This is a genomic window from Sorangium sp. So ce1153 (genome assembly GCF_051521595.1).
In the GTDB taxonomy this organism is placed as follows: domain Bacteria; phylum Myxococcota_A; class Polyangia; order Polyangiales; family Polyangiaceae; genus Sorangium.
In genome coordinates, this window is the sequence record NZ_CP150361.1 from 5,712,387 (window position 1) to 5,735,290 (window position 22,904).

General features: G+C 70.7%; 17 protein-coding genes. 5 read left to right on the forward strand and 12 right to left on the reverse strand.

All coding sequences use genetic code 11. From position 1 onward, the window contains the following. Positions 1-299: 299 nt before the first annotated feature. From yjfF to WME85_RS20310, 7 genes are all read right to left on the reverse strand, one after another. On the reverse strand, positions 300-1,340 hold the full coding sequence (gene yjfF, locus WME85_RS20280; RefSeq protein ID WP_437840339.1) for a galactofuranose ABC transporter, permease protein YjfF: 1,041 nt from the start codon (positions 1,338-1,340) through the stop codon (positions 300-302). A 76-nt stretch (positions 1,341-1,416) separates the two neighbouring features. Beyond that, positions 1,417-2,412 carry an ABC transporter permease gene (locus WME85_RS20285; RefSeq protein ID WP_437842334.1) on the reverse strand — a complete coding sequence of 332 codons (996 nt, stop codon included), beginning with the start codon at positions 2,410-2,412 and terminating at the stop codon, positions 1,417-1,419. Between the two features lie 56 nt (positions 2,413-2,468). After that, positions 2,469-4,001 (reverse strand): sugar ABC transporter ATP-binding protein, encoded by a 1,533-nt coding sequence (locus tag WME85_RS20290; protein WP_437840341.1) that lies wholly within the window; start codon positions 3,999-4,001, stop codon positions 2,469-2,471. Between the two features lie 158 nt (positions 4,002-4,159). Further along, positions 4,160-5,131 (reverse strand): ABC transporter substrate-binding protein, encoded by a 972-nt coding sequence (locus WME85_RS20295; RefSeq protein ID WP_437840342.1) that lies wholly within the window; start codon positions 5,129-5,131, stop codon positions 4,160-4,162. Positions 5,132-5,208: 77 nt separating this feature from the next. Then, positions 5,209-5,907, reverse strand: coding sequence for an L-ribulose-5-phosphate 4-epimerase (locus tag WME85_RS20300; RefSeq protein WP_437840343.1), 699 nt, complete (start codon positions 5,905-5,907; stop codon positions 5,209-5,211). 11 nt (positions 5,908-5,918) lie between these two features. Beyond that, positions 5,919-7,424 carry an L-arabinose isomerase gene (araA, locus tag WME85_RS20305; RefSeq protein ID WP_437840344.1) on the reverse strand — a complete coding sequence of 502 codons (1,506 nt, stop codon included), beginning with the start codon at positions 7,422-7,424 and terminating at the stop codon, positions 5,919-5,921. 11 nt (positions 7,425-7,435) lie between these two features. Continuing rightward, the gene (locus WME85_RS20310; RefSeq protein ID WP_437840346.1) at positions 7,436-9,115 is read right to left on the reverse strand and encodes a ribulokinase; all 1,680 of its coding nucleotides are present in this window, start codon (positions 9,113-9,115) and stop codon (positions 7,436-7,438) included. 116 nt (positions 9,116-9,231) lie between these two features. Here WME85_RS20310 and WME85_RS20315 point away from each other — a divergent pair, with 116 nt between their 5' ends. After that, positions 9,232-10,290, forward strand: a complete 1,059-nt coding sequence (locus tag WME85_RS20315) for a LacI family DNA-binding transcriptional regulator (RefSeq protein ID WP_437840347.1) — start codon at positions 9,232-9,234, stop codon at positions 10,288-10,290. A 147-nt stretch (positions 10,291-10,437) separates the two neighbouring features. Here the strand turns inward: WME85_RS20315 and WME85_RS20320 are convergent, their stop codons facing one another. The 3 genes from WME85_RS20320 to WME85_RS20330 all read right to left on the reverse strand — a co-directional run bounded on the left by WME85_RS20320 (position 10,438) and on the right by WME85_RS20330 (position 13,857). Continuing rightward, positions 10,438-11,868 carry a DUF1552 domain-containing protein gene (locus tag WME85_RS20320; protein ID WP_437840348.1) on the reverse strand — a complete coding sequence of 477 codons (1,431 nt, stop codon included), beginning with the start codon at positions 11,866-11,868 and terminating at the stop codon, positions 10,438-10,440. Between the two features lie 2 nt (positions 11,869-11,870). Beyond that, positions 11,871-13,508 (reverse strand): DUF1592 domain-containing protein, encoded by a 1,638-nt coding sequence (locus WME85_RS20325; protein WP_437840349.1) that lies wholly within the window; start codon positions 13,506-13,508, stop codon positions 11,871-11,873. A gap of 181 nt (positions 13,509-13,689) precedes the next feature. Further along, positions 13,690-13,857 carry a hypothetical protein gene (locus WME85_RS20330; protein ID WP_437840350.1) on the reverse strand — a complete coding sequence of 56 codons (168 nt, stop codon included), beginning with the start codon at positions 13,855-13,857 and terminating at the stop codon, positions 13,690-13,692. 474 nt (positions 13,858-14,331) lie between these two features. Here WME85_RS20330 and WME85_RS20335 point away from each other — a divergent pair, with 474 nt between their 5' ends. From WME85_RS20335 to WME85_RS20345, 3 genes are all read left to right on the forward strand, one after another. Continuing rightward, positions 14,332-15,819 carry a serine/threonine-protein kinase gene (locus tag WME85_RS20335; RefSeq protein WP_437840351.1) on the forward strand — a complete coding sequence of 496 codons (1,488 nt, stop codon included), beginning with the start codon at positions 14,332-14,334 and terminating at the stop codon, positions 15,817-15,819. A gap of 185 nt (positions 15,820-16,004) precedes the next feature. After that, the gene (locus WME85_RS20340) at positions 16,005-17,567 is read left to right on the forward strand and encodes a hypothetical protein (RefSeq protein ID WP_437840353.1); all 1,563 of its coding nucleotides are present in this window, start codon (positions 16,005-16,007) and stop codon (positions 17,565-17,567) included. A gap of 99 nt (positions 17,568-17,666) precedes the next feature. Next, positions 17,667-19,358, forward strand: a complete 1,692-nt coding sequence (locus WME85_RS20345; RefSeq protein ID WP_437840354.1) for an SNF2-related protein — start codon at positions 17,667-17,669, stop codon at positions 19,356-19,358. A 27-nt stretch (positions 19,359-19,385) separates the two neighbouring features. On the opposite strand, the gene WME85_RS20350 is transcribed toward WME85_RS20345, so the two are convergent. Both WME85_RS20350 and WME85_RS20355 read right to left on the reverse strand, forming a co-directional pair. Then, positions 19,386-20,630 carry a glutathionylspermidine synthase family protein gene (locus WME85_RS20350; protein WP_437840356.1) on the reverse strand — a complete coding sequence of 415 codons (1,245 nt, stop codon included), beginning with the start codon at positions 20,628-20,630 and terminating at the stop codon, positions 19,386-19,388. Continuing rightward, positions 20,627-21,478 (reverse strand): DUF350 domain-containing protein, encoded by an 852-nt coding sequence (locus WME85_RS20355; RefSeq protein WP_437840357.1) that lies wholly within the window; start codon positions 21,476-21,478, stop codon positions 20,627-20,629. Before WME85_RS20355 ends, WME85_RS20350 begins: the two co-directional genes overlap by 4 nt. Before the next feature lie 433 nt (positions 21,479-21,911). Between WME85_RS20355 and WME85_RS20360 the strand changes: the two genes are divergently transcribed. After that, positions 21,912-22,865 carry an STAS domain-containing protein gene (locus WME85_RS20360; RefSeq protein ID WP_437840358.1) on the forward strand — a complete coding sequence of 318 codons (954 nt, stop codon included), beginning with the start codon at positions 21,912-21,914 and terminating at the stop codon, positions 22,863-22,865. The last annotated feature ends 39 nt before the right edge of the window (positions 22,866-22,904 follow it).

Genomic DNA, 22,904 nt, shown 5'->3' on the forward strand with positions numbered 1-22,904 from the left:
CAAATCACTTTACAAACACCCGGCGCGGCGAGCCTTCCGCTCTGGTCCGAGCCGCCAGCGGCGCGTGGAGACGACGGTCGGGCGCGCAGAGGCTCTCCGGCGTTCAAGCGTCGCGTCGTCGCCCGCGTCTCGCTTGGTCCGTCTGAGTTCTCTGGTTGGTGAACGGACAGTCTTCGATCGTCGCCCGCTGCCGCGGAAGGGCGTGCTGGGGTCCCCAGGCTCGCGGCTCGCTGGTCAGGCTCGGAATTCCCGGAGGGTGCCGGTCTGATCACGCCTGGCACAGCAGGGAGGCGCTCCTGTCATCCTCCTCGCGCGACCCCGCCCGGCCGCCGCGCGAGCAGCCGCTGGAGCAGGCAGGAAACCAGGAGGAGGAGCCCGATGACGATCTTCGTCCACCAGGAGCTGAGCGTGCCCTCGAACATGATGAGCGTCTGGATGGTGCCGAGAATGAGCACGCCGAAGAGGGTGCCGACCACCGTGCCGTGGCCGCCGGTCAGCAGGGTGCCGCCGACGACGACGGCGGCGATGGCGTCCAGCTCCATGCCGCCCGCGTGCAGCGCGTAGCCGGACACCATGTAGAACGTGAAGGCGACGCCCGCGAGCGCCGAGCAGAACCCGTTGAAGGTGTAGATGAGCACCTTGGTCCTCGGCACCGGGAGGCCCATCAGCAGCGCGGACTGCTCGCTGCCGCCGATCGCGTAGACGATGCGGCCGAAGCGCGTGTAGTGCGCGAGGTAGATGGCCACGGCGAACAGCGCCAGCGCGATGACCACGTTCCAGGTGATCGAGGTGTCGAGCAGGAAGGGGATGCGGTGCGACGAGACGGCGACGTAGAAGCCGTCGGTGAGCGTGATGGAGTCGATGCTGATGAGGTAGCAGAGCCCGCGGGCCAGGAACATGCCCGCCAGCGTGACGATGAAGGGCTGGACCTCGAAGTACTGGATGACAAGCCCCATCACGAGGCCGATGCCAGCGCCCATGGCCAGGACGAGCGGGATGACCACGGCCGGGCTCATGCCGTGCCGCTCGACGAGCGACGCCGAGACCATCGTTGTCAGCGCGATGACCGAGCCGACCGAGAGGTCGATCCCGCCGGAGAGGATGACGAACGTCATCCCGATGGCGGTGATCGCCAGGAACGCGTTGTCGATGAAGAAGTTGAGGAACACCTGCAGCGAGAAGAACCCGTCGAACAGGCATGATCCGACGCCGAACATCAGGACGAACAGGCCCACGGTGACGGCGAGCGGCAGGTGCCTCGGGTCGAGCCGGACGGGTCGCCCGGCGCTCGCGGCGGTGTCGCTCACGGATCGCCCCGTGGCTGCGGCTGTGTCGCTCATGGATCGCCCCGTGGCTGCGGCTGTGTCGCTCATGGATGCCTCCGTGGCTGCGGCGGTGTCGCTGCGGCGGTGTCGCTCATGATACGGCCACCCTCCTCGCCCGCTGCTTCCCGATGAGATCCTTGACCTTCTGCGATTGCAGGATGCTCACCAGGAAGACGACGAGCGCCTTGACCACCAGGTTGACCTCGGGCGGCACGCCGACCGAGTAGATCGTGGTGGTGAGCGTCTGGATGATCAGGGCGCCGAGGACGCTCCCCGCCAGCGTGAACTTGCCCCCGGAGAGCGACGTGCCGCCCAGGACCACGGCCAGGATGGCGTCGAGCTCGAAGAGCAGGCCCGCGTTGTTGCCGTCCGCGCTCTTGACGTTCGAGCTCACGATGAGACCGGCGATGCCGGCGCACAGCGCGGACACGACATAGCAGGCGAAGGTGATCGAGCGCGCGCGGATGCCGGCCAGCCGCGAGGCGACCGGGTTGACGCCGATTGCCTCGATGAACAGGCCGAGCGCGGTCTTGCGGGTCAGGAGCCAGAGGACGGCGCCCACGCCGGCGACGATGAACAGCGCGACAGGGACGCCCAGCAAGAAGCCGTTCCCGATCACGTGGTAAGGGCTGTAATAGATCGTGATGATCTGGCCGTTCGTGATGAGCTGGGCGACGCCCCGGCCCATGACGAGCAGGATCAGCGTCGCGATGATCGGCTGCATGCCGAGGAACGACACGAGCGCTCCGTTCCACATGCCGAAGACCAGCGCCACGCCGAGCGCGCCGCAGAGGACGACAGGCAACGGGTACTGCGTCACGTCCGCCATGCCGGCCCCGCCGTTCAGCACCAGTTGGCCGCCGATCATCGCCGCCGCGACGGCGCCCGAGATGGCGACCACCGCGCCGACGGAGATGTCGATGCCGTGGGTGGCGATCACCAGGGTGAGCCCCATGGCGACGATCATGAGCGGCGAGGCGCGGTTGAGGATGTCGATGAGGCTGCCGTAAAGGTGGCCGTCCTTCACCGTGATAGCGAAGAACCGAGGGCTGCTCACGAGGTTGAAGAGGAGCAGCAGCCCGAGCATCGCCGCCGGCCAGAAGGTGCTCTTCTTCGTGAGCTGGCGAAGGGAGGCGGCCGCGCTCACGCCTCACCTCCGGCGACGATGTGGTAAACCGCCTGCTCGTCGGCCTCGCGGGCGGCGAGCTCCGCGACCTTGCGCCGGTCGCGCAGGACGACGAGCCGGTCCGAGTAGCGCAGCGCCTCGGCCATCTCGGAGGAGACGAGCACCACCGCCATGCCCCGGTCGCAGAGCTCCGCGACCTGGCCCATGATCTCGCCCTTGGCCGCGATGTCGATGCCGCGGGTCGGCTCGTCGAGGATCAGCATGCGCGGGTCGGTCGCCAGCCAGCGGGCGAGGAGCGCCTTCTGCTGGTTGCCGCCGCTCAGCTTGGAGATGGGCACCTCCGCGTCGGCCGCCACGATGCCGAGCCGCTGGATGTAGAGGTCGGCGATCTCGTCCTGCCGCTCCCGCGACAGGTTGCGGAAGATGCCGCGCCTCGCCTGGAGGGCGATGATGATGTTCTCGCGCAGCGAGAGGTCGCCGAGGATGCCCTCGGTCTTCCGGTCCTCGGGGCAGAAGCCGAGGCCGCGCGCGATCGCGTCGATCGGCGAGCCGATGCGCGCGTCTTCGCCGTCGATCTCGATCGCGCCGTGATCCGCCGAGTCGATCCCGAACAGGAGCCGCACCGTCTCGGTCTTTCCGGCGCCCAGGAGGCCCGCGATGCCGAGCCCCTCGCCGAGCTTCACCTCGAGGTCGATGTCCCGGACCGAGCCCTTCTTGCCGAGGCCGCGTGTCCGCAAGAAGGTCGCGCCCCCGCCGCCCCCGCCCGCTGCGCTCGCCGCCCGGTCGCGCTCGGCCCGGCGCGGGCCGTCCTCCGCGACCTCGCGGCCGACCATCCGCGTCACGAGCTGCACGCGCGGCAGCTCGGCGGCCAGGTACTCGCCGACGAGCTGGCCGTTCCTCAGCACCGTGATCCGGTCGGAGATCTCGTAGATCTGGTCGAGGAAGTGCGAGATGAAGAGGATCGCCATCCCTTGCGCCTTGAGGCGGCGGACGACCGAGAAGAGCGTCCGCACCTCGTCCTCGGCCAGGCTCGAGGTCGGCTCGTCGAGGATGAGGATCCTCGCCTTGGCGGTCAGCGAGCGGGCGATCGCGACGATCTGCTGCACCGCCAGCGAGTAGGCCGAGAGCGGCGCGGCGACGTCGATGTGCACGTTGAGGTCGCTCAGCACGGCGGCGGCGTTCCGGCGCATCTCCCGCCACGGGATGGCGAAGGCGCTCGAGCCCTCGCGCCCGAGGAAGATGTTCTCGGCGACCGACAGGTTGGTGCAGAGGTTCACCTCCTGGTAGACCGCGCTGATGCCCAGCTTCTGCGCGTCGAGCGGGCTCGCCGGCCTGATCTCGCGGCCGTCGAGGAGGATGCTCCCGCCGTCCGGCGCGTGGACGCCGGTGAGGACCTTGACCAGCGTCGACTTGCCCGCGCCGTTCTGCCCCATCAGCGAGTGCACCTCTCCCGGGAACAGCCGGAAGTCGACCGACGAGAGCGATTGCACTCCGGGGAAACCCTTGGAGATCCCCTTCATCTCGAGCACGGGCACGGCTTCGCTCGCCATCGTTCACGCTCTTCTCGCGCGGCGATGACCGTCGCGCATGCTCAGGGTTGTGCTGGCACTAGACCATGGGGGGCGGGGAAGGGGATGAAGAACCCGGTCGTCTCCCGGTTCCCCGCGCTTGCTGAGATGTAGGTGGACAGGCGACAGCGCGCCCGCGCTCAGTACTTGCGCTTCGGGAACTCCTGGGCGGCCGTCTCCATGGGGAAGACGCCCTCCTGGGTCACGATGCGCTTGGGCAGCGTCTTGCCGGCCACCAGGTCGTTCACCGCGCTCATGAGCTGCGGCCCGAGGAGGGGGCTGCACTCGACGGTCACGTTGAGCTTCCCGGCCATCATCGCCTCGAACGCGCCCTTCACCGCGTCGATCGAGATGATGATGATGTCCTTGCCGGGCTTGAGGCCCGCCTCCTCGATCGCCTGGATGGCGCCGATCGCCATGTCATCGTTGTGGGCATAGAGGACGTTGATGTTCTTGCCCTCGGCCTTGAGGAACGCCTCCATGACCTCCTTGCCCTTGGCGCGGGTGAAGTCGCCCGTCTGCGAGCGGATGATCTTGAAGTTGGGCTTGTCCTTGATGACCTCCTCGAACCCCTTCTTGCGATCGATCGCGGGGGCCGAGCCGACGGTGCCCTGGAGCTCGACGATGTTGACGGTGCCCTCCTGGCCCTTCGTCTTCTCGACCAGCCAGTTCGCAGCGCGGCGGCCCTCCTCGACGAAGTCCGACCCGATGAAGGTGACCCAGAGGCTGTCGTCCTTCACGTCCACGGCGCGATCGCTGAGGATGACGGGGATCTTGGCCGCCTTCGCCTCGCGCAGGACGGGCTCCCAGCCGGTCTCGACCACGGGCGAGAAGGCGATGACGTCGACCTTCTGGGCGATGAACGACCGGATCGCCTTGATCTGGTTCTCCTGCTTCTGCTGGGCGTCCGAGAGCTTGAGGTCGATCCCGGCCTCCTTGGCGGACTCCTCGATCGACTTCGTGTTGGCGGTCCGCCACTCGCTCTCCGCGCCGATCTGGGAGAACCCGAGCGTCACTTTCTTCTTCTCCGACTGACAGCCCAGACCCCCGAGGATCACCAAAAGGCCGGTCAGGACCACCACTGCCGCGGCGACAAAACGGCTTCTCTTCATGGCGCAGCTCCTTTTCATCCGTGATGCGCCCCGTCTTTCGAGGCGGCTTGCTCGTCGTCGTTGCCTGACGCCCGGCCTCACTTCTGGCCGTAATACGCGCCCTTCCCGTGCTTCCGGTCGAAGTGCTTGCGCACGATCGCGTCGGGCAGGCGCGCGGCGCCCGGGTGGATCGTGCGGGTGAGGAACGCCATCTTCGCGATCTCTTCGAGCACCACCGCGTTGTAGACCGCCTTGTCGGCGTCCTCTCCCCACGCGAAGGCGCCGTGGCCCGCGACGAGCACCATCGGCGTGTGGAGCGGGCTCCGCTCCTTGAAGCACTCGAGGATCTGCCTGCCTGTCTCCGTCTCGTAGTCGCCCTGCACGGCGTCCGCGCCCATCACCTCGGTGCACGGCACGTCCTCGGCCAGGTGGTCGGCGTGGGTCGTCCCGTAGATCGGGATCGGCGTGCCCGCCTGCGCCCAGCCCGTCGCGTAGGTCGAGTGCGTGTGGACGACGCCGCCCACCCCGCGGAAGTTCGCGTAGAGCACGATGTGCGTCCGGGTGTCCGAGGAAGGGCGGAGGCGGCCCTCGACCACCTTCCCCTCGAGGTCGACGACCACGATGTCGTCGACCGTCAGCTGATCGTACGCGACGCCGCTCGGCTTGATGGCGAGCACGCCCCGGTCGCGGTCGAACGCCGAGACGTTCCCGAACGTGTAGATGGCGAGCCCCCGGCGAGGGATCTCCATGTTCGCCACGAAGGCGCGCTCTCGCAGCTCTCGGTAGGAAGCGCTCACGTCCTGCCCCTTCAGTGCGCCAGCCGGTAGGCGAGGTCGTTCCAGCGGAGCTCGTTCTTGAGCGCCCGGATCTCGGTCCCGTCGCCGATGCGGATCAGCTCCACGCCGGCGATCGCGGCGAAGTCCTCGATGTGCTCCATCGTGACCGCGCGGCTGTGCGCACAGTGGTGCGCGCCGCCGGCCAGGATCCACGCCTCGCAAGCGCGCTTGAAATCGGGCCTCGGGATCCACACCGCGCGCGCCACCGGCAGCTCCGGCATCTCCGCGTCGGGCGCCACCGCCTCGAGCTCGTTGGCGACCATCCGCATCCGGCCGCGCATGTCGACCATGGCGACGTTCACAGCGGGGCCGGTCCCGGCGTCGAACACGAGCCGGCACGGGTCGCCCCGGCCGCCGATGGACAGCGGGTGGATCTCGAGCGACGGCCTGCCCGCGGCGATCGACGGGCAGATCTCGAGCATGTGGGCGCCGAGGACCCGCTCCTTCCCCGCGACGAGGTGGTAGGTGTAGTCCTCCATGAAGGAGACGCCGCCGCGCAGGCCGGACGCCATGACCTTCAGCGCGCGGACGAGGCCGCAGGACTTCCAGTCTCCCTCCGCCCCGAAGCCGTAGCCCTCCGCCATCAGCCGCTGGACGGCGAGGCCGGGGAGCTGCTTGAGCCCGTGCAGGTCCTCGAACGTCGTGGTGAACCCGCCAAAGCCGCCCTCCACGAGGAAGGAGCGCATCGCCGCCTCCTGCCTCGCCGCGTAGCGCAGCTCGCCGTGGCGCTCGCCGCCCTTCCTCAGCGCGGGCGCGATGGCGTACGCGTCGCCGTACTCCGCCACGATGCGATCGACCTCGCCCTCGTCGATGTCGGCGATGCGCCCGACGAGATCGCCCACGCCGTAGCCGTTCACCGCCCACCCGAGCTTGACCTGCGCCTCGACGCGGTCGCCGCCGGTGACGGCCACCTCGCGCATGTTCATCCCGCCGAAGCGGCAGATCTTGAGCCGCCGCGCGTCGACGGCGGCGCAGGCGGCGCGCGCCCATGTGTCGAGCCGGGCGAGGACGTCGCCGTCCGTCCAGTGGCCGACGATGACCTTCCGCTCGATCCGCAGCCGCGCGCCGATGTACCCGAACTCGCGGTCCCCGTGGGCCGACTGGTTCAGGTTCATGAAGTCCATGTCGATGGTGCCCCAGGGCAGCTCGCGGTTGTACTGCGTGTGCAGGTGAGCGAGCGGCTTCTCCAGGCGCGTGAGCCCCGCGATCCACATCTTCGCGGGCGAGAACGTGTGCATCCACGTGATGACGCCGGCGCACCGGGGCGACGCGTTGGCCTCGCGGCAGACGGCGAGGATGGCCTCGGGGCTCTTGAGCGTCGGCTTCCAGACGACCTTGACCGGGAGCTTGCCCGACGCGTCGAGGTGAGCGGCGATCTCCCGCGCGTGCGCGGCGACCTGCTTCAGCGTCTCCTCACCGTAGAGGTCCTGGCTGCCGGTCAAGAACCAAACTTCGAAGCCTTCGAGCAAATCCTTCATGACAACTCCGCTCATCGCGTCAGCTCCCTCTCCACGAAGGACCCGAGCGCGACATAATCCCTGTACAGCGCATCATAGAGCGCGACGCGAGCGGCGTCTGGCCTATAAATGGCCTCGGTCCCTGGCGACATCGCGCGCTGCGCCCCCTCGACCGTGGCGTGCAGGCCGGCGGCCGTCGCGGCGAACATCGCCGCGCCGAGTGCGACCGGTTGCTCTCCGGCGCGGACCTCGACGTTCATGTCGAGCACGTCCGCCAGGACCTGCATGGCGAACGGGCTCTTGCGCGCGACGCCGCCGATGCCGATGACGCCGTCGATGCGAATCCCCTGGGACCGGAAGCGCTCGACGATGGCGCGCGACCCGAAGGCGACCGCCTCGACGAGCGCGCGGTAGATCCGCGGGGCGTCGGTGCCGAGGTCGAGCCGGACGAGGGCGCCCTTGAGCCGCTGGTCCGCGTCCGGCGTCCGCCGCCCGTTCAGCCAGTCGAGCGCGAGGACGGAGGTCTTCCCCGGCGGGATCTCCGCGGCCGCCCTGTCCAGCTCGGTGAGGATCCGCTCCGTGATCGCGTCGGCGAGCCCCTCGCGGGGCGAGCCGCCGGCGCCGGGGAGGGAGGGGAGGATCGCGAGGAGCGGCCAGCTGAGGAGCTGCTTGAACCAGGCGAACACGTCGCCGAACGCGGATTGCCCCGCCTCGTAGCCGATCGCGCCCGGGAGGATCGAGCCGTCGACCTGGCCGCAGATCCCGGCGACGAGGACCTCGGGCGCGCCCGTCCTCGGGACGACGAGCATGTCGCACGTGCTCGTGCCCATGACCTTGAGCAGGTGGTGCGGCTGGATGTCGCCGCCGACCGCGCCCATGTGCGCGTCGAAGGCGCCGACCGCGACGACGACGTCGCCGGGGATGCCGAGCTTCGCGGCCCACTCGGGCGAGATCGTCCCGAAGGGCGCGTCCGCGGTCCAGGTGCGCGAGCCGAGGGTGGCCCTGAGCGCGGGCAGACGCGGGTCGAGCCGCGCCAGGAAGTCGTTCGACGGATATCCATCGAACTCCGGGTGCCACATCGCCTTGTGGCCGGCGGCGCAGCGGCTGCGCTTGATCCGCCCGAGATCGTCGGTGCCGGTCAGGACGGCGGGGATCCAGTCGCAGTGCTCCAGGATCGTGGCCGCCGCCCGCGCGACCGCCGGGCTCGTCTCGAGGACGTGGAGCGCCTTGGCCCAGAACCACTCGGACGAGTACACGCCGCCCTCGAACTTCGTGTAGTCAGGGCCGCCCCAGGTCCGGGCGAGCTCGTTGATCCGGGCCGCCTCGGCCACGGCGGTGTGGTCCTTCCAGAGGATGAACATCGCGTCCGGGTCCTCCTCGAAGCCGGGGCAGAGCGCGAGCGGCCTGCCCTTCGCGTCGGCGAGGACCGGCGTGGAGCCGGTGGTGTCGACCGCGATCCCGCGCACGCGCGCGGCGACGTCGGCGCCGGCCTGGCCCAGGGCGGCGCCGACGGCCGCCTCCATGGCCTCGAGGTAGTCGCGCGGGTGCTGGCGGAACTGGTGCGCGTGAGGGTCGCAGTAAAGGCCCTGCGCCCAGCGCGGGTAGGGCGCGACCCCGGCCCCCGCGAGCTCGCCGTTGGTCGCGTCCGCGACCACAGCGCGAACAGAGTCCGTGCCGAAATCAATCCCGATGACGAAGGTCCCGGTGCGCATGAGACGACCCGCTGCTCGGTAAAAGCAGAAAAAGAATGAGCCCCGAAATCAATGTGAACGTTCACATGACGGATGTCAATTCCAATCGGTCCGTCCGAGGTTATCCTCCGGCCCCGATGGATGACAAGGCTGGCGGGTCTGCTCAGGAGCGCCGCGTCAAGAGAGGAGGGCGCCGGGCAGCGGTCATGGTCGATGTGGCCAAGCTCGCCGGCGTCTCGTACCAGACGGTCTCGCGGGTACTGCACGACAGCCCCCACGTGCGCCGCGACACGCGGGAGCGGGTGCTCGACGCGATCCGCCAACTCGACTACCGGCCCAGCTCGGTAGCGCAGGCGCTCGTGACCGGGCGGTCGAGGACGCTGGGTGTCGTCAGCTTCGACACGACGCTCTACGGTCCGGCGTCGACGCTCCTCGGGCTGGAGGAGGCGGCGCACGACGCGGGCTACGGCGTGAGCATCGCCAGCCTGAGGTCGCTCAGCCGCGCGCCGGTGGTGGAGGCCGTGCAGCGGCTGTGCGATCAGGGGGCGGACGGCGTCGTCGTCATCGCCCCGCAGCGGTCGGCGGTGGACGCGCTCCGCCACCTCACCTCCGACGTCCCGGTGGTCGCCGTCGAGGGCGGGCCGGACGACTCGGTGCCGGTGGTCGCCGTCGATCAGCACGGCGGCGCGGTGGCCGCGACGCGCCACCTGCTCGATCTCGGGCACAAGACGGTGTGGCACATCGCCGGCCCGACCGACTGGCTCGAGGCCGACCAGCGCATCGACGGCTGGCGCTCGGCGCTGCAGGCGGCCGGCGCGGAGGTCCCGCCGCTCTTGCGGGGCGACTGGAGCGCGCGCTCCGGCTACGAGCTCGCGTCGCAGCTGGTGCGCACGGCGGGCGCGACCGCCGTGTTCGTGGGCAACGACCAGATGGCGCTGGGCCTGCTCCGCTTCCTGCACGAGAACGGGCGCGAGACGCCGCAGGACATCAGCATCGTCGGGTTCGACGACATCCCGGAGGCGGCCTACTTCACGCCTCCGCTCACCACGGTGCGCCAGGACTTCTCCGAGCTCGGGCGCCGGTGCCTCCACATCCTGCTCGATCAGATCGAGAGCGGCCAGCGCTCCGCGCCGCGCGTCGTGGTCGAGGCCGAGCTCGTGATGCGCAAGAGCACCGCGGTGCCGAAGCGCCGGTGAGCCCGCGCCGCCAGCGTCGTGGCGCTGGTCAGACCGTCGTGTGTACGTTCATGGGGGCGCGACGGGCCGGCGAGCCCTCGCGCCCAGGGGGATGACGGCGGCGGACCGGCTCGAGCGCCCAGACACAGGCGCCCGGCAGGCCTCCGCTCACCCGAACAGCCCCTCGACCGCCTTGGTCCGCAGGTCGCTGTCCCCGATCACGAGATCCGGGGCACCGAAGGCGCCCGCGATCGCCATCCACACGTCGTTGGTGGAGCGGAGGCCGCGGTTGCCGTTGGTCCACACCTGCCCGCCGCGCAGCTTGGTGTCCGCGCCGCCGAACATCACCCACGGCATCTTGTCCCAGTTGTGGTGCCGCGTGCCGACCTCCGTGATGTACGGGACCAGGGTGGTGTCGAGCAGCGTCCCGCCGGCCACGTCCTTGGTCTCCGCGAGCTCCTTCAGGAAGCCGGCGACGTAGCCGGCGTAGAACTCTTCCACCCGCGTGAGGAACTCGAGCGTGTCGGGTGTATCGGGATCGTGGCTCGTCGTGTGGTGCACCTTGAAGATGGCGGAGTTCGGGGGCCACAGCTCGCCGAAGCTCACGTGGTTCGTGCCAGGGGACCACTGGAACGTGACCACGCGCGTCAGGTCACAGCGGAAAGCGGCCTTGATCACGGCGAAGTGCAGCGCCCCGATGCGCGCGTGCTTCACGTCGTCGCGCTCGTTGACGACGTGCGAGCTCCCGTAAGGATCGATGTGCCCGCTCACCTGGATGACCTCGGGCTCCTGCGCGACGCCGCAGGAAGCGGGATCCCTCGGGTCCGCGTCGAACTCCTTCTCCACCTCACGGATGGCGGCGGCGTGCCCCTCGAGCGCCTCTCGCTGCGAGCTCGGCGCGAGGCTCTGAAGGCGCTGCAGGTCCTTCATCGCGAAGTCGAGCACGCTCTTCTTCTCCAGGCGCGCCCGCGCCAGGGCGTCCAGGTTCTCGCCCGTCGGGCCGCCCGGCATCAGCGTGCCGAACACCCGCCGGTACGCGTCGAGCGGCTGGTAGTAGGGCGTCATCGGCGCGCGCGGGCCCGAGTACGACATATGGCGGGTCGACACCTCGGGCGTGTCGGCGCGGTTGTCGCAAGAGACCTGGAGCGACGCGATGGGGGTGCCCTGGAGCTCGGCCGACTGCTTCACGAGCAGCTGGTCGATGCTCGGTCCCTCGGCCACCGGATCGTCGCCGCCGTTGCCCGGATACAGCTGCTTGGTCCGCGTACCCGTGGTCATCAGCACCGTTCCGCGCTCGTGGCCGCCGCCGACGGACCCGTCGAAGGGCAGCTTCAGGTCGCGCATCACGACCATGCGATCCTTCATCGCCGCGAACGGGGTGAGGATGCGGGAGAGCGTGAAGTTGGTCCCGTTTCCTTGCGGCCAGAAGTTCTCGTACACGGTGCCGACCGGGCGCTGCACGATCAGCAGGCGCTTCGGGGGCGCCGCGCCCTCCGCGGCCGACTCCAGGCCCTTCAGCACCGTGACGAGGCCCGCGGCGGCGCCGATGCCTTGCAGGAAGCGGCGGCGAGACCAAGCATAAGACAGGTTGTAGCCCACGATCACTTCTCCTTCGCGCGCTCGGTCAGCGCTGGCGATGTCACGATGGCTTTCACGACGTTGGGCAGCGTCCGCTCACCCGCTGGCAGCGCCGCGATCACGCGCTGGACCTGACAGTCGCGGGTCGAGAGCCCCTCGTCGTCCGTGCCGTAGGTCAGCAGGTTCCGGGCGACGCAGGCGGCGAACCCATCGGTCTTGGCGATGGCGTCGGCGAACTCGACGGCGCTCGTGTAGACCCCACCGACGCCATCCATGCGGGTCAGGTCGACGTGCGAATCGATGGGCTCCCCGTCGAGGGTGTCGCGGTACCGGCCGACAGGATCGTAGTTCTCGAGCATCAGGCCGAAGGCGTCGAACTGGCTGTGACACGCCGCGCAGGTGGCGTTCTGGGCGCGCGTCTCGGCGCGCTCGCGCTCGGTCATGTCGGCTTCGAGCAGCTCCTTGATCGCGTCCGCGAGCGACTCCGGGGGTGACGGGATCTTCCCCAGGCAGAGCAGCGCGCCGCGCACGAAGAGCCCCCGCGCGACGACGCTCGTGTTGTCGGTCCGGGACAGCGCCGCGAGCAGGCCGGGTTGGGTGAGGAGCCCGGCGCGCTCGTCCGCCGGCAGCTCGACCTTCACGAACTCCTCCGGGCTCGCGCCCGTGTGCTCCACGCCGTAGACCTGCGCGAGCGCGCCGTTCACGAACGTCTCCCGCGAGGTGAGCAGGGCCGACACGTCCGCTTCGCGGCTCCACAGGAGCTCGTCGAGGAGCAGCTCGGTCTCGTGGAACATGCTCGCCTGGAGGGCGGGGGTGTACTCGGGGAAGAGCCCGGGATCCTTCACCGTGCCGAACAGGTTGCTGAGCCCCCACGCCGCGATCAGCGTCGTGCTCAGGCTGCTGCGCGTCTCGGGCTTCTCGAGCAGGCGCCCGGCCTGGCGCGTCAGCTCCTCCGGGTCGTTCAGGGCGCCGGAGTCGGCGGCGGCGGCGAGCTCGGCGTCCGGCAGGCTGTCGGTCAAGAAGAACGAGAGCTCGCTCGCGATCTCGTGCGCGGAGAGCTTCACCACCTCGCCGACCTCGGCGTCGCCGAGCTCGGTGCGGTAGGAGAAAGAGGGGGACGCGAGGAGCGCCTCGACGGCGAGCGTGACGCCGCGCTCGTAGCTCGTCTCTTGCCCGAGGCGAACCACGGACCACAGGTTGTCGAGCTCCGTCGCTTCCAGCGGCCGGCGGAACGCCCGCTGCGCGAACCGCGTCAGGAACGTCTTGGCACAGGCGTCATCTCCGCCCGGGGCGCAGCCGGTCACCTGCTCGAAGCGCCCCGCGATGCTGTCGGCCGCATAGGCGGCCCTCGCGAGCCGCGCATGCACAAGGGAGGTCCCGGCCACGATGCCCTTCTTGACGAACGGCTTCGTCCGCGCGTCCGGCGCCTGGTCCGGCTCGATGGCCTCGTCTCCCAGGAGATCCCGGATGGCGTTCGTGAACTGCAGGTCGGCGAGCAGCACGACCCGTTGTTCCAGCCGCGGGTTGCACAGGCCGCCCCCGCTATCCGAGGGATTCACGCCGCCGCCGCCCGAGGGGCTCACGCCGTCGCCCGCGGGGGGCGCGCCATTGCCTATATCGCCCAGGCACCCTGCGACGAGGAGCGACGCGCACGCGGCCATTCCCCGCAGTCGAGAGGCCGCTTTGCTGCGAGCAAACAATTTTACCTCCGGTCGATTGTACGCGACGCTCGGGTCGCGATCGTGATTGGAAAAATTCATGACTTCGGCTGCGAGACACCGGCCCTCGCGGCGACCCGGACCTGTGCCGAGGGCGCGCTTCAAGGCGGCGCGAACACGCCCTTCAGGGGCGGCCAATGATGAAGATCGGTTCACACGACACCTCCTGGTGAGCCCGCCCTGCTGCGTGAATGACTTCGAGGCAGGCCGGCGCATCGCACAGCGGGATCAAGCCCGCCATCCCGCCGTCTCTCGTCGCGCTGCCGTCGATGACGAAGGTCCCGGTGTGCATGAGGACCCATCCGGAGCAATAGGCAAAACTGCCCCCCCGCAGGAGCTATTGTGAACGCTCACAAGCGGGAATGTCAACCCGAATGGGCTGGGAATGCAGCGATTCTCGATACCGATGCCATTGTCATTATCGCGCCACAGCGGTTGGCGGTGGACGCGCTGCGGCACGTTGCGTCCGGCGTCCCGGTGGTCGCGGTCGAGGGGAGCATCGACCGGCACGGCGGTGCGGTGGAGGCCCAACCTGGGCAGGGTCGCCCAACCCGGGTCGGGTCGTTCAATCAACGATAAGTGCAGCAGAGCTGCCCGACGCTCACGCGTGGGCGACAAGTGCAGCACAGCTGCGCCTCGCGACGCTGTCGTGTGGGCGTGCAGGGAGGCGTGCGCGAGCAATCCAGGGTATTGGCCATTCAAAAGCCCCCGGCGTTCGCGGTACGCTGCGGACATGTCCCGGACTCTCACCCCAGGTCGTCGTCCCATGGGCACAGCACCCGATCTGGGACACGGGAGCGGGACGAAGATCAACGGCGTTCTTCAGCCGCCCTCCACCGGCCGCCAGCCCGACCCTCCAGCGAGAGACTCCGTCACGCTCAGCGCGCACGCGGCGCAGCTCCGTCCCGCCGCTCCGCGCGCCGCTCGGCACGACCCCCGAGCGGCGCTCCAGCCAGGCCGCGTCGTCGCCGGGCGATACAGGCTCCTGGATCCGCTCGGCCGGGGCGCCATGGGCGAGGTGTGGCGCGCCCACGACAGCGTCCGGCGCTTCGACGTCGCGCTCAAGTTCCTCGTGCTCCCGCGCCAGAACCTGCCCATCGACGCCATGGAGCGCTTCCGCTTCGAGGCGCAGGTCTCGGCGCAGCTCGGGCGCAAGACCGACCGCATCGTCGCCGTGCACGACGCCGGCGAGGACCCGGAGACAGGCCCGTACCTCGTCATGGAGTACGTGCGCGGCCGGTCGCTCCGGCAGCAGATCCAGGAGCAAGGGCCGGTTCCGGCGGCCGAGCTGGCCGCGCTGCTCTGCCAGATCGGAGAGGCCCTCTCCGTGGCGCACGACCTCGGGATCGTGCATCGCGACATCAAACCGTCGAACCTCATGCTCCGCGAGGGGCGCGACGGGCGCCTGCGCGCCAAGATCGCCGACTTCGGGATCGCCAAGTGGATCCGACAGGACCTGGCGGCCGACTTCCCCCGCCAGACCGCGGAGGGCGTGGTGCTGGGCACGCCGGCCTACCTCAGCCCGGAGCACACCTGCGACGGACACGCGGACCCCCAGCTCGACATGTGGGCCCTCGCGGTCGTCGCGCACGTGGCGCTCACCGGCCAGCAGCCTTTCGAAGGCCGCACCATCGCCGATGTCCTCGTCTCCGTCATCTCCAACGCGCGCCCCCCGCTGTCGACGCTTGCCCCGGGGGCGCCGCCAGAGCTGGAGGCCTGGTTCGCGCGCGCCTTCGCCCTGAATCCGGAAGACCGCTTCCCCTCCATCAAGCCGATGATCGCGGCGTTCGTGGCCGCGGCCGGCGCGCCGGACGAGCCGCCCGCGCCGGAGTCGCGGCAGCAGCCCGCTGCGCCGGCGCGGCGGAGCAAGCTGCACCTCGCGGCGGCCGGCCTCGTCCTCGCGCTCGGGCTGGGGCTGGCGCTCGCCACCGCGCCGCCTCGAGAGCCGCCGGAGTCCGCCGCCGCGCTGCGCGCGGCCAGCGGTGTGGTGCTGGGCGTCGCGCGCCGCGCTCCCACGGCGCAGGCGTTCAGGGCGCCCCAGGCGGGCGCGTCCGCCGCGGTCCCGGCGACATCGCCGGTCGCCGTAGCGACGCCGGTCGCCGTCGCGACGCCGGTCGCCGTCGCGGCGCCGCCGGAGCCCGCGCCGAACCCCGCCGCGGCGCGCCGCGCGTCCGAGGCGCCGCGGAGCGCGGCCGGAGCGCCCCCGCGAAAGCGCGCGACCGACACAGGCATGTGGAAGAGCACGATCTTCTGAGCTGCCCTCTGGGCGGCAACGGCGCGCGAACAAGCCTCCCGGGCTGGTCCACGCATGCAGGCAAGCAGGCTTGTTTCTGCCGTGGTCGCGGAGACGGCCGGATGGCTGTGAGGGCGAGGATCTCTGTGTTTGATTCTGCTCTTCATGGCTTGTCATGCCAAGGAATCGCCCGGTAGCTTGAGGTGATGTCGATACGGTATCTTCGGGTCATCTGGTCTCTGGTCCTCGTCGCCGCGCCCGCGGCGTGCGTGGGAGAGTCGGGCTCGGCGACGAGCGGCGGCGCAGGCGGCGCAGGCGGCGCGGGCAGCGCGAGCGGCGGCGGCGCCGGGGCGTCGAGCGCCGGTGGTGGGGGCACCGGGGCGTCGAGCGCGAGCGGCAGCGGCATCGGGGCGTCGAGCGCCGGTGGTGGGGGCACCGGGGGCGCGGGCAGCGCGAGCGGCGGCGCAGGCGGCGCGGGCAGCGCGAGCGGCGGCGGCGCCGGCGGCAACCCTGAGCCAGGCGCGTGCGGCGTCACCCCCGATCGCGTCCGCATCACCGAGATCGACGTCGGGACCCCCGTGCTCAACAACGAGGACGAGGCCGCGCTGCGGCCGCTCGTCATCTCGCCCATGCCGTCCGGCGGCTCGCGTCTGGCCTGGATGGGCGACGACGACCAGGTCCACATCGCCCAGCTCGACACGAGCGATCATGTCGTGGGCCGCCCCCTGGCCCTGCCGGCGAACGACTTCTCCGATCTGTACGCCGACGACACCGGCGGCGTGCTGCTGCTCACCCGCGACGCCGAGGGCGGCGGAACATTGAATTGCGGCACCCCGGCGAACCTGTGCGGCACGCCGCCGGCCCCGCCGATCGCCTGTCACGACATGTACATGGTCCGCTTCGACGGCGCGAGCGAGACCTGGGCGACCAAGCTGACCAGCTCGAGCGCCGCGCTGCCGCCCTACTCGACCGGCCCCACCGGGCCCAGCGTGACCATGATCTGGTGGTACGCTCACCATGGCCGCATCGCCTCCGACGGCGCGCGCTACGCGGGCTATTTCGGCGCCGCCATCAGCGTCTCGCAGGAGGGGTGCATCAACATCCACCAGGGCGACCGCATGAAGGTGGTCGACGCGGACGGGGAGCTCCTGCGGGACGGCTTCGACTGGGGCTGCAGCCACAGCGGCTACGAGCGCATCGTCTGGGACGACCGGGTGAACCGCTTCGTCACGGTGTGCAAGACGGACAACAACAACCGGATCGCGATCGCGCCCAGCTACACGACCATCCAGCCGGTCGACCTCGCCTACGCGAACCTCGGAAACCTCGTCACCGCGGCCGGCGGCGGCTACTGGCTCACGACGAGCGACATCCGCGCGGGCCAGCCGGCGGGCTCGAACGGGCTCGCGGAGGTGCGGTTGCTCCACTTCAACGAAGGCGCCGCAGACCGGGACGTCACGATCGCCAGCGACCCGGGCCTGAACGTCCGCGCGCCGCACCTGGCCGCCTACGGCGGCTCGCGCATGCTCGCTGCCTGGGAGACCACCACGGTCGCCGGCGACATCGCCCGCAACGACCGGGCGCGCGCGCTGTACGTGCAGGCGCTCGACCGCGCGACAGGCGAGGCCGAAGGCGAGCCGCTGAAGGTCGATGTGCTCGGCAACCGCTATCAGGACTTCGCCGCGTTCCCCGACGGGAGCGTCGCCTTCGCCGCGCCCGGCAGCGCGAGCACCAGGATCAAGGTGCTGCGCATCCTGCCCTGCGAGTAGCCCGCCCGCGGCGCGTCGAGCCCGACGAGGAGGAGGTCGCGCCGAACCTTCGCGCCGATTCCTTCGCGAGCGCGCGGCCGCGCTGGTATCAGGGCCGCCATGACGATGATGCGCGCCAAGCGGACCGTCTCGGCCCCTCGTAGAGCCCCCAGCGCGGCCGCTCCCGCGGTCCCCGCGCCGCGCGCGGCGCCGGAGCGGGCCCACGTGCTCGACATCCCGTTCGCGTTGCGCGCGGTCGCGTCCGCGAGCGGCGCGCGCTGGGACGCGGCGCACGGCGTGTTCGTGGTTCGCGCAGAGGCGCTCCCGCCGGCCCTCGCGCCGTTCCGCGCCGCGCCGTACTCGTGGGAGCGACGCGTCGAGCACGAGCTCAACGACGACCCCGCGCCCGCGCCGGCCGCCCCCGCCTGGGCGATCGTCCTCCGCCCGCACCAGCTGGACGGCGTGCGGGCCATCGCCGCCGCGAGGGCCGAGAGGCGCGCCGGGTTCCTCCTCGCCGACGATGTCGGGCTCGGCAAGACGATCACCGCCTGGGCAGCGGTCCTCGGGATGCCGGACGCCACGACGGTGCTGATCGTCTGCCCGCTCGCCGTCGTCGCGCACTGGCGCCGCACGGTTCAGGCGATGGGCGACGCAGGCAAAGAGATCGTGATCATCAATTATGACCGGCTCGGCAAGCTCTTCGAGGTGACCCCGGAGGCGCGGCGAAGGATCCGGTCGAAGAAGGGCCTCGCGCGCGCCGGCAGCGCCGCGGAGTTCGACGTGGTGATCTGGGACGAGAGCCACCGCTGCAAGAACCCGGCGGCGGCGCGCTCCAAGCTCGCGGTCAAGCTCAACGCGCGCGCAGGGTTCGTGCTGTGGCTCTCGGCCACCGCGGGGCAGAACCCGCTGGAGCTGTCGTATCTGGCGCCGCTCCTGGCGAGCGCGACCGGGAGCCGCTCCGCCGACCTGAAGGACTTCGAGCAGTGGTGCGAAGGCCAGGGGCTCGGCGTCGCGCGCGGCGCGTTCGGCAGGTGGGACTGGCGCGGCGATCCGGCGGACTGCGAGAAGGTGCGTGCCCTCCTGTTCGACGGCCGTCCCGCGGCGGGGATACGGCGTCGCCCGGAGGACGTGGCCGGCTGGCCCGAGATCAACCGCATCCTCACCCCCCTCGAGCTCGACGCCTCCGCGCGCGAGCTCTATGCGCAGGCGTGGACCGCGTTCCGCCGCGAGATGGAGCTCGTGCCGAAGGGCGCGAACCCGAGGTCGGCGCTCGCCGCGACGCTGCGCCTGCGGCAGAAGAGCTCGCTCATCCGCGTGGCGGGCACCGTGGAGCTCGTGCGCGAGCTGCTCGACAACGGGCATCAGGTCGCGGTCTCGGTCGCGTTCATCGAGACGCTCGAGGCCGTGCAGGCGGCGCTGGCCAGCGAGCGCGTCCCGTGCGCGACGATCCACGGCGCGATGCCGGCCGGCGAGAAGGAGGCCGAGCGCCTCCGCTTCCAGCGCGGCGAGTCGAGCGTCGTGCTCTTCACCGTGGAAGAAGGGATCTCGCTCCACCAGGGCGAGCACAACGAGGTGCCGCGCTCGGAGGTGATCCACGATCTGCGGTGGTCGGCGATCCAGATGGCGCAGATCGAGGGCCGCTGTCACCGCGATGGACGGTTTGCGCAGGTCTACTGGGCGTACGCCGACGGTACCGTCGAAGAGAAGATCGCCGCGATCGTGTGCCGCAGGATCCAGGCGATGAAGGCGATGGTCGGCGATGACGTCGAGACGATGCACGAGATCGAGCGGCTGCTCGCCGGAGCCGGTTGAGGCGCGTCACGCACCGCAGCGGCGTCCCTACCGCACCAGCGCCGGCGCGCTCAGCGCGGTCGCGTCCGTCATCCCGGCCTGCACGCGCGCGTAGATGCCGCACGCCTCGCCGGCGATGAGGTAGATACCGTAGTTGACCGACTCCCGCCGCTCGTTCTCCAGCGCGGCGAAGTACCGCTGGGCGATCCACCGGCCCTCGCGCGCCTTGGCCAGGGAAGCGCGCCAGACGCCGTCGGGCGTGTGGCGCCCGAGGATCACCTCTTCTCCCTCGGCGCCGTAATCGCTCTTCAACACCCACTCCTCGCGCTGCGCGAGCAGCAGTTCCGGGTGCACCGTCTCCAGCCGCGACGTCACGGGGACGTAGCGCTCTATCACCGACTGCGCGTGCGGCGAGAAGCGGTGGATGTGCTCCCACATGAACGCCATCGACCGCTTGTTCTGCGGCAGCACGGCGCCGAGCGGGTTCAGGACGGCGACGCGCCCGTCGGCCGCGGCGGAGAGCACCGCGCCGAGCGGGCCGGCGAGCGGCTCGGCGTCGGGGATCTGCTCGTCGGTCCACACGCTCGAGCGCTCTCCCCACCAGTCGGTCTTGTAGTGACGGAGCAGCACCGAGAACGGCGTGTCGAAGAGCGACAGGCCGCGATCGTCGTGGCCGAGGTTGTACGGCGAGCCGAGGACCACCGCGTAGCCGCGCTCCTCGAGCCAGCGCCGGTAAAGGCGGATCACCGAGAGGTCCTCGGTGAACTCCGTCGGATAGACGAAGCCGAGGCGCCGCGTCGCGGCCTCGCCGAGCAGCGCGCGGGCGACCTCGTCCACCATGGCGCAGAACCGGGCGCCGAGCTCGACGTTGGGGTCGCGCGCGCCAGGGTGACCCGGCGCGGCGAGCGCGCTCAGCACCACCGCCTCCGCCTCGCCCGTCGGCGTGTCGCAGTTCAGCTCGGCGATCGCGGGGCCCTCGTCCGTCAGGAAGACGTCGGCGCGCGCGATGCCGTGCCAGAGCGGCTGCGACGCGAGCCACATCGCCTTCTGCCAGGGCGTGAGACAGAAGAAGTCGTCGAGCAGCGCGGGCTCGTCCGCGACGAGGAGGCAGAGCTCGTTGTAGACGGCCGCGACCTCCTCGGCGGCCCGGTACAGCGAGCGCTGCTCCGCCGCGGTGACGAGCACCGGCTCCTCGCGGAAGCGCGGCGCGCCGTCCACCCACGGATCGGTGATGAGGCCCGTCTCGACGATCCTCGCGGCGAAGGCGTCGTAGGCGCGGAGCGCGTCGCTCACAGGAGGCGCGCGATGGCGATGGAGGTGGCGAGATAGGTCGCCGCCTCGAGGGCGCCCATGCCCTCGTTGCGGTCGGCCGCGATGCCGGCGTCCAGGCGGCCGCCGCGCAGCGAGAGCGGCGCGCCGAGCAGCAGGCTCTGCACGAGGAGCTGCCGGACGGGGTAGAGGGCGAGCAGGTAGAGCAGCACGCCGCCATAGCCCTTCAGCGAGACGAAGAGCCCCTCGAAGTCGCCCTCGAGCGCCCGCGCGATGATGACCGCCACGGCGATCGAGGCGCCGGCGTAGCTCAGCGCGGCCGCGAGGTTCTCGCCCTGGATCTGCTCGGCGTCGTCGTAGGTGGTGAGCGCCCGGAAGAGCGAGATGAACACGTGCAGCGTGGCCTGCGCGAGCAGGAAGAAGCCGAGGGAGACCGCGAGATCGCCGAGGTCCTGGCCGGCGATCGCGCGCGAGGTGATGAGCCCGGTGGCCACGTAGTGCGCGCCCGCCGCGAGCCCGGCCGCGGCGTTGCCCCGCTCGATCTCGGCCGGGAGCCGCGCCCTGAGCAGGAGCCGGATGCCGAGCTGACCGGTCGCGATCACGAGGACGAGGCCCACGACCGCGAACGCGCCCACCCAGAGGAGGTCGCGCGCGAAGCTCGACCCGTCGAGGCAGTTCTTGACGGCGTTCGCGGCGACGAGGAACACCGCGAGCACCTGGCCGACCGTGAGCAGCCGGCGCGCGGCGTTGGTCTCGGTGAGATCGCGGGCGACCGTGTGCGCCGGCGAGAAGAGCCGCTGCCCGATGCGCAGGAGGGCGAGCAGAGCGAGCGTGGTGCCCAGCCCGAACCCCATGACGTAGGACAGATCCATGGGCCCGCACGCTACAGAACGCGCCGCGACGTCACAAGGCCCGAGCGCCGGCGGCGCGGAGCGTCTGCGGGCCGTGCGGGTCGGGTGTGGCGCGCTCCCTGACGATGGAATCACCGACGGCGGCCGCCAAGCAGCGCTTTCACCGCCTCCTCGCGGTGCGCCGCGCCCAGGGCGACACTCACGTGCTCGACGTCATGATAGCAGTCGACGACTTCTGTGCTCGCACCGAGGGAGACGGCTCCTGCGACGGCCTCAGCGAGCTCGACCGTCCCGCGCCGCCTGCGTTGGCACGTGTACGGTCTTCGGCTCCGGTGCGCTGTCCGCCTTGCGGCGCGCTCGTGGCTCCTCTATTCTATCCCGTTTCCCGGTGATCTGGAGTCGCCGCTGCGACGCTGAGCACGCTAGGCCCGCGCTTCAGGACCCACGAATGAGCATGGAACCCACCGAATCCGCCGGCACTCCTCACGAAGCGCAGACCATCGACGAGCTCCGGCGCGAGAACGAGGAGCTCCGGCGGCGGGTCGCCGAGCTCGAGGTCCCCGCGCGCCGCTTCAAGGCGCTCTACGACGGTGGCGTCGTCAGCGTCCAGATCTACCGCGACGGTTACAGCGCGGAGGCAAACCCCTGCTTTGACAGGCTGTGGGGGCTCCGGCCGGAGGAAATCCACGGCAAGTATTCCCTCCTGGAGGACGCGCAGGTGGCCGCGGGTGGGTTCTTGCCCGTCGTGGAGCGGGCCTTCCGCGACGGAGAGGCCACGCGGCTGCCGACGATCCGGTACGATCCGGTCGAGCTGATCGGTTACGGCTCAGCCCGCTGGGTCGCCTCGGCGCTCCTCCCGGTCGAGGATACAGCGGGGCCGCGCGAGGTGATCCAGCTCCACATGGATGTCGGAGAGCTCAAACACTCGGAGGAGGAGCTGCGAGCCCAGAAACAGCGGCTCGAGGCGGCGGTCGTCGAGCGGACGGCCGAGCTGGCCGAGCAGCTCCGGATCAGCGAGGAGCAGCAGCGCGCCATCGCCGCGCTGTCCACGCCCGTGCTCCGCGTCTGGCGCGGCATCCTGGCGTTGCCGCTGATCGGCCATATCGATCCGGACCGGGCCGCGCGCGTCCTCGACGTGCTCCTGCAGAGCATCACCGCCAACAACGCGCAGCACGTCATCCTCGACGTCACCGGGGTGCCGCAGATCGACGAGCACGCGGCGCGGTACCTGCGCGACACGGTGCGCGCCGCCGAGCTCCTCGGCGCACAGTGCATGATCGTCGGGATCTCGGGTCAAACGGCGCGGATGCTGGTCGAGTGTGGCCTCGATTTCGAGGGGCTCCCGACGTTCGCCTCGCTGCAGGAGGGGCTGCGGCGCCTGCTGTCCGGCCGCCCTGGGCTCACGTAGCGCCGGGCGGCGCGGGGCGTCTCCGGCCTTGCGGGTTTG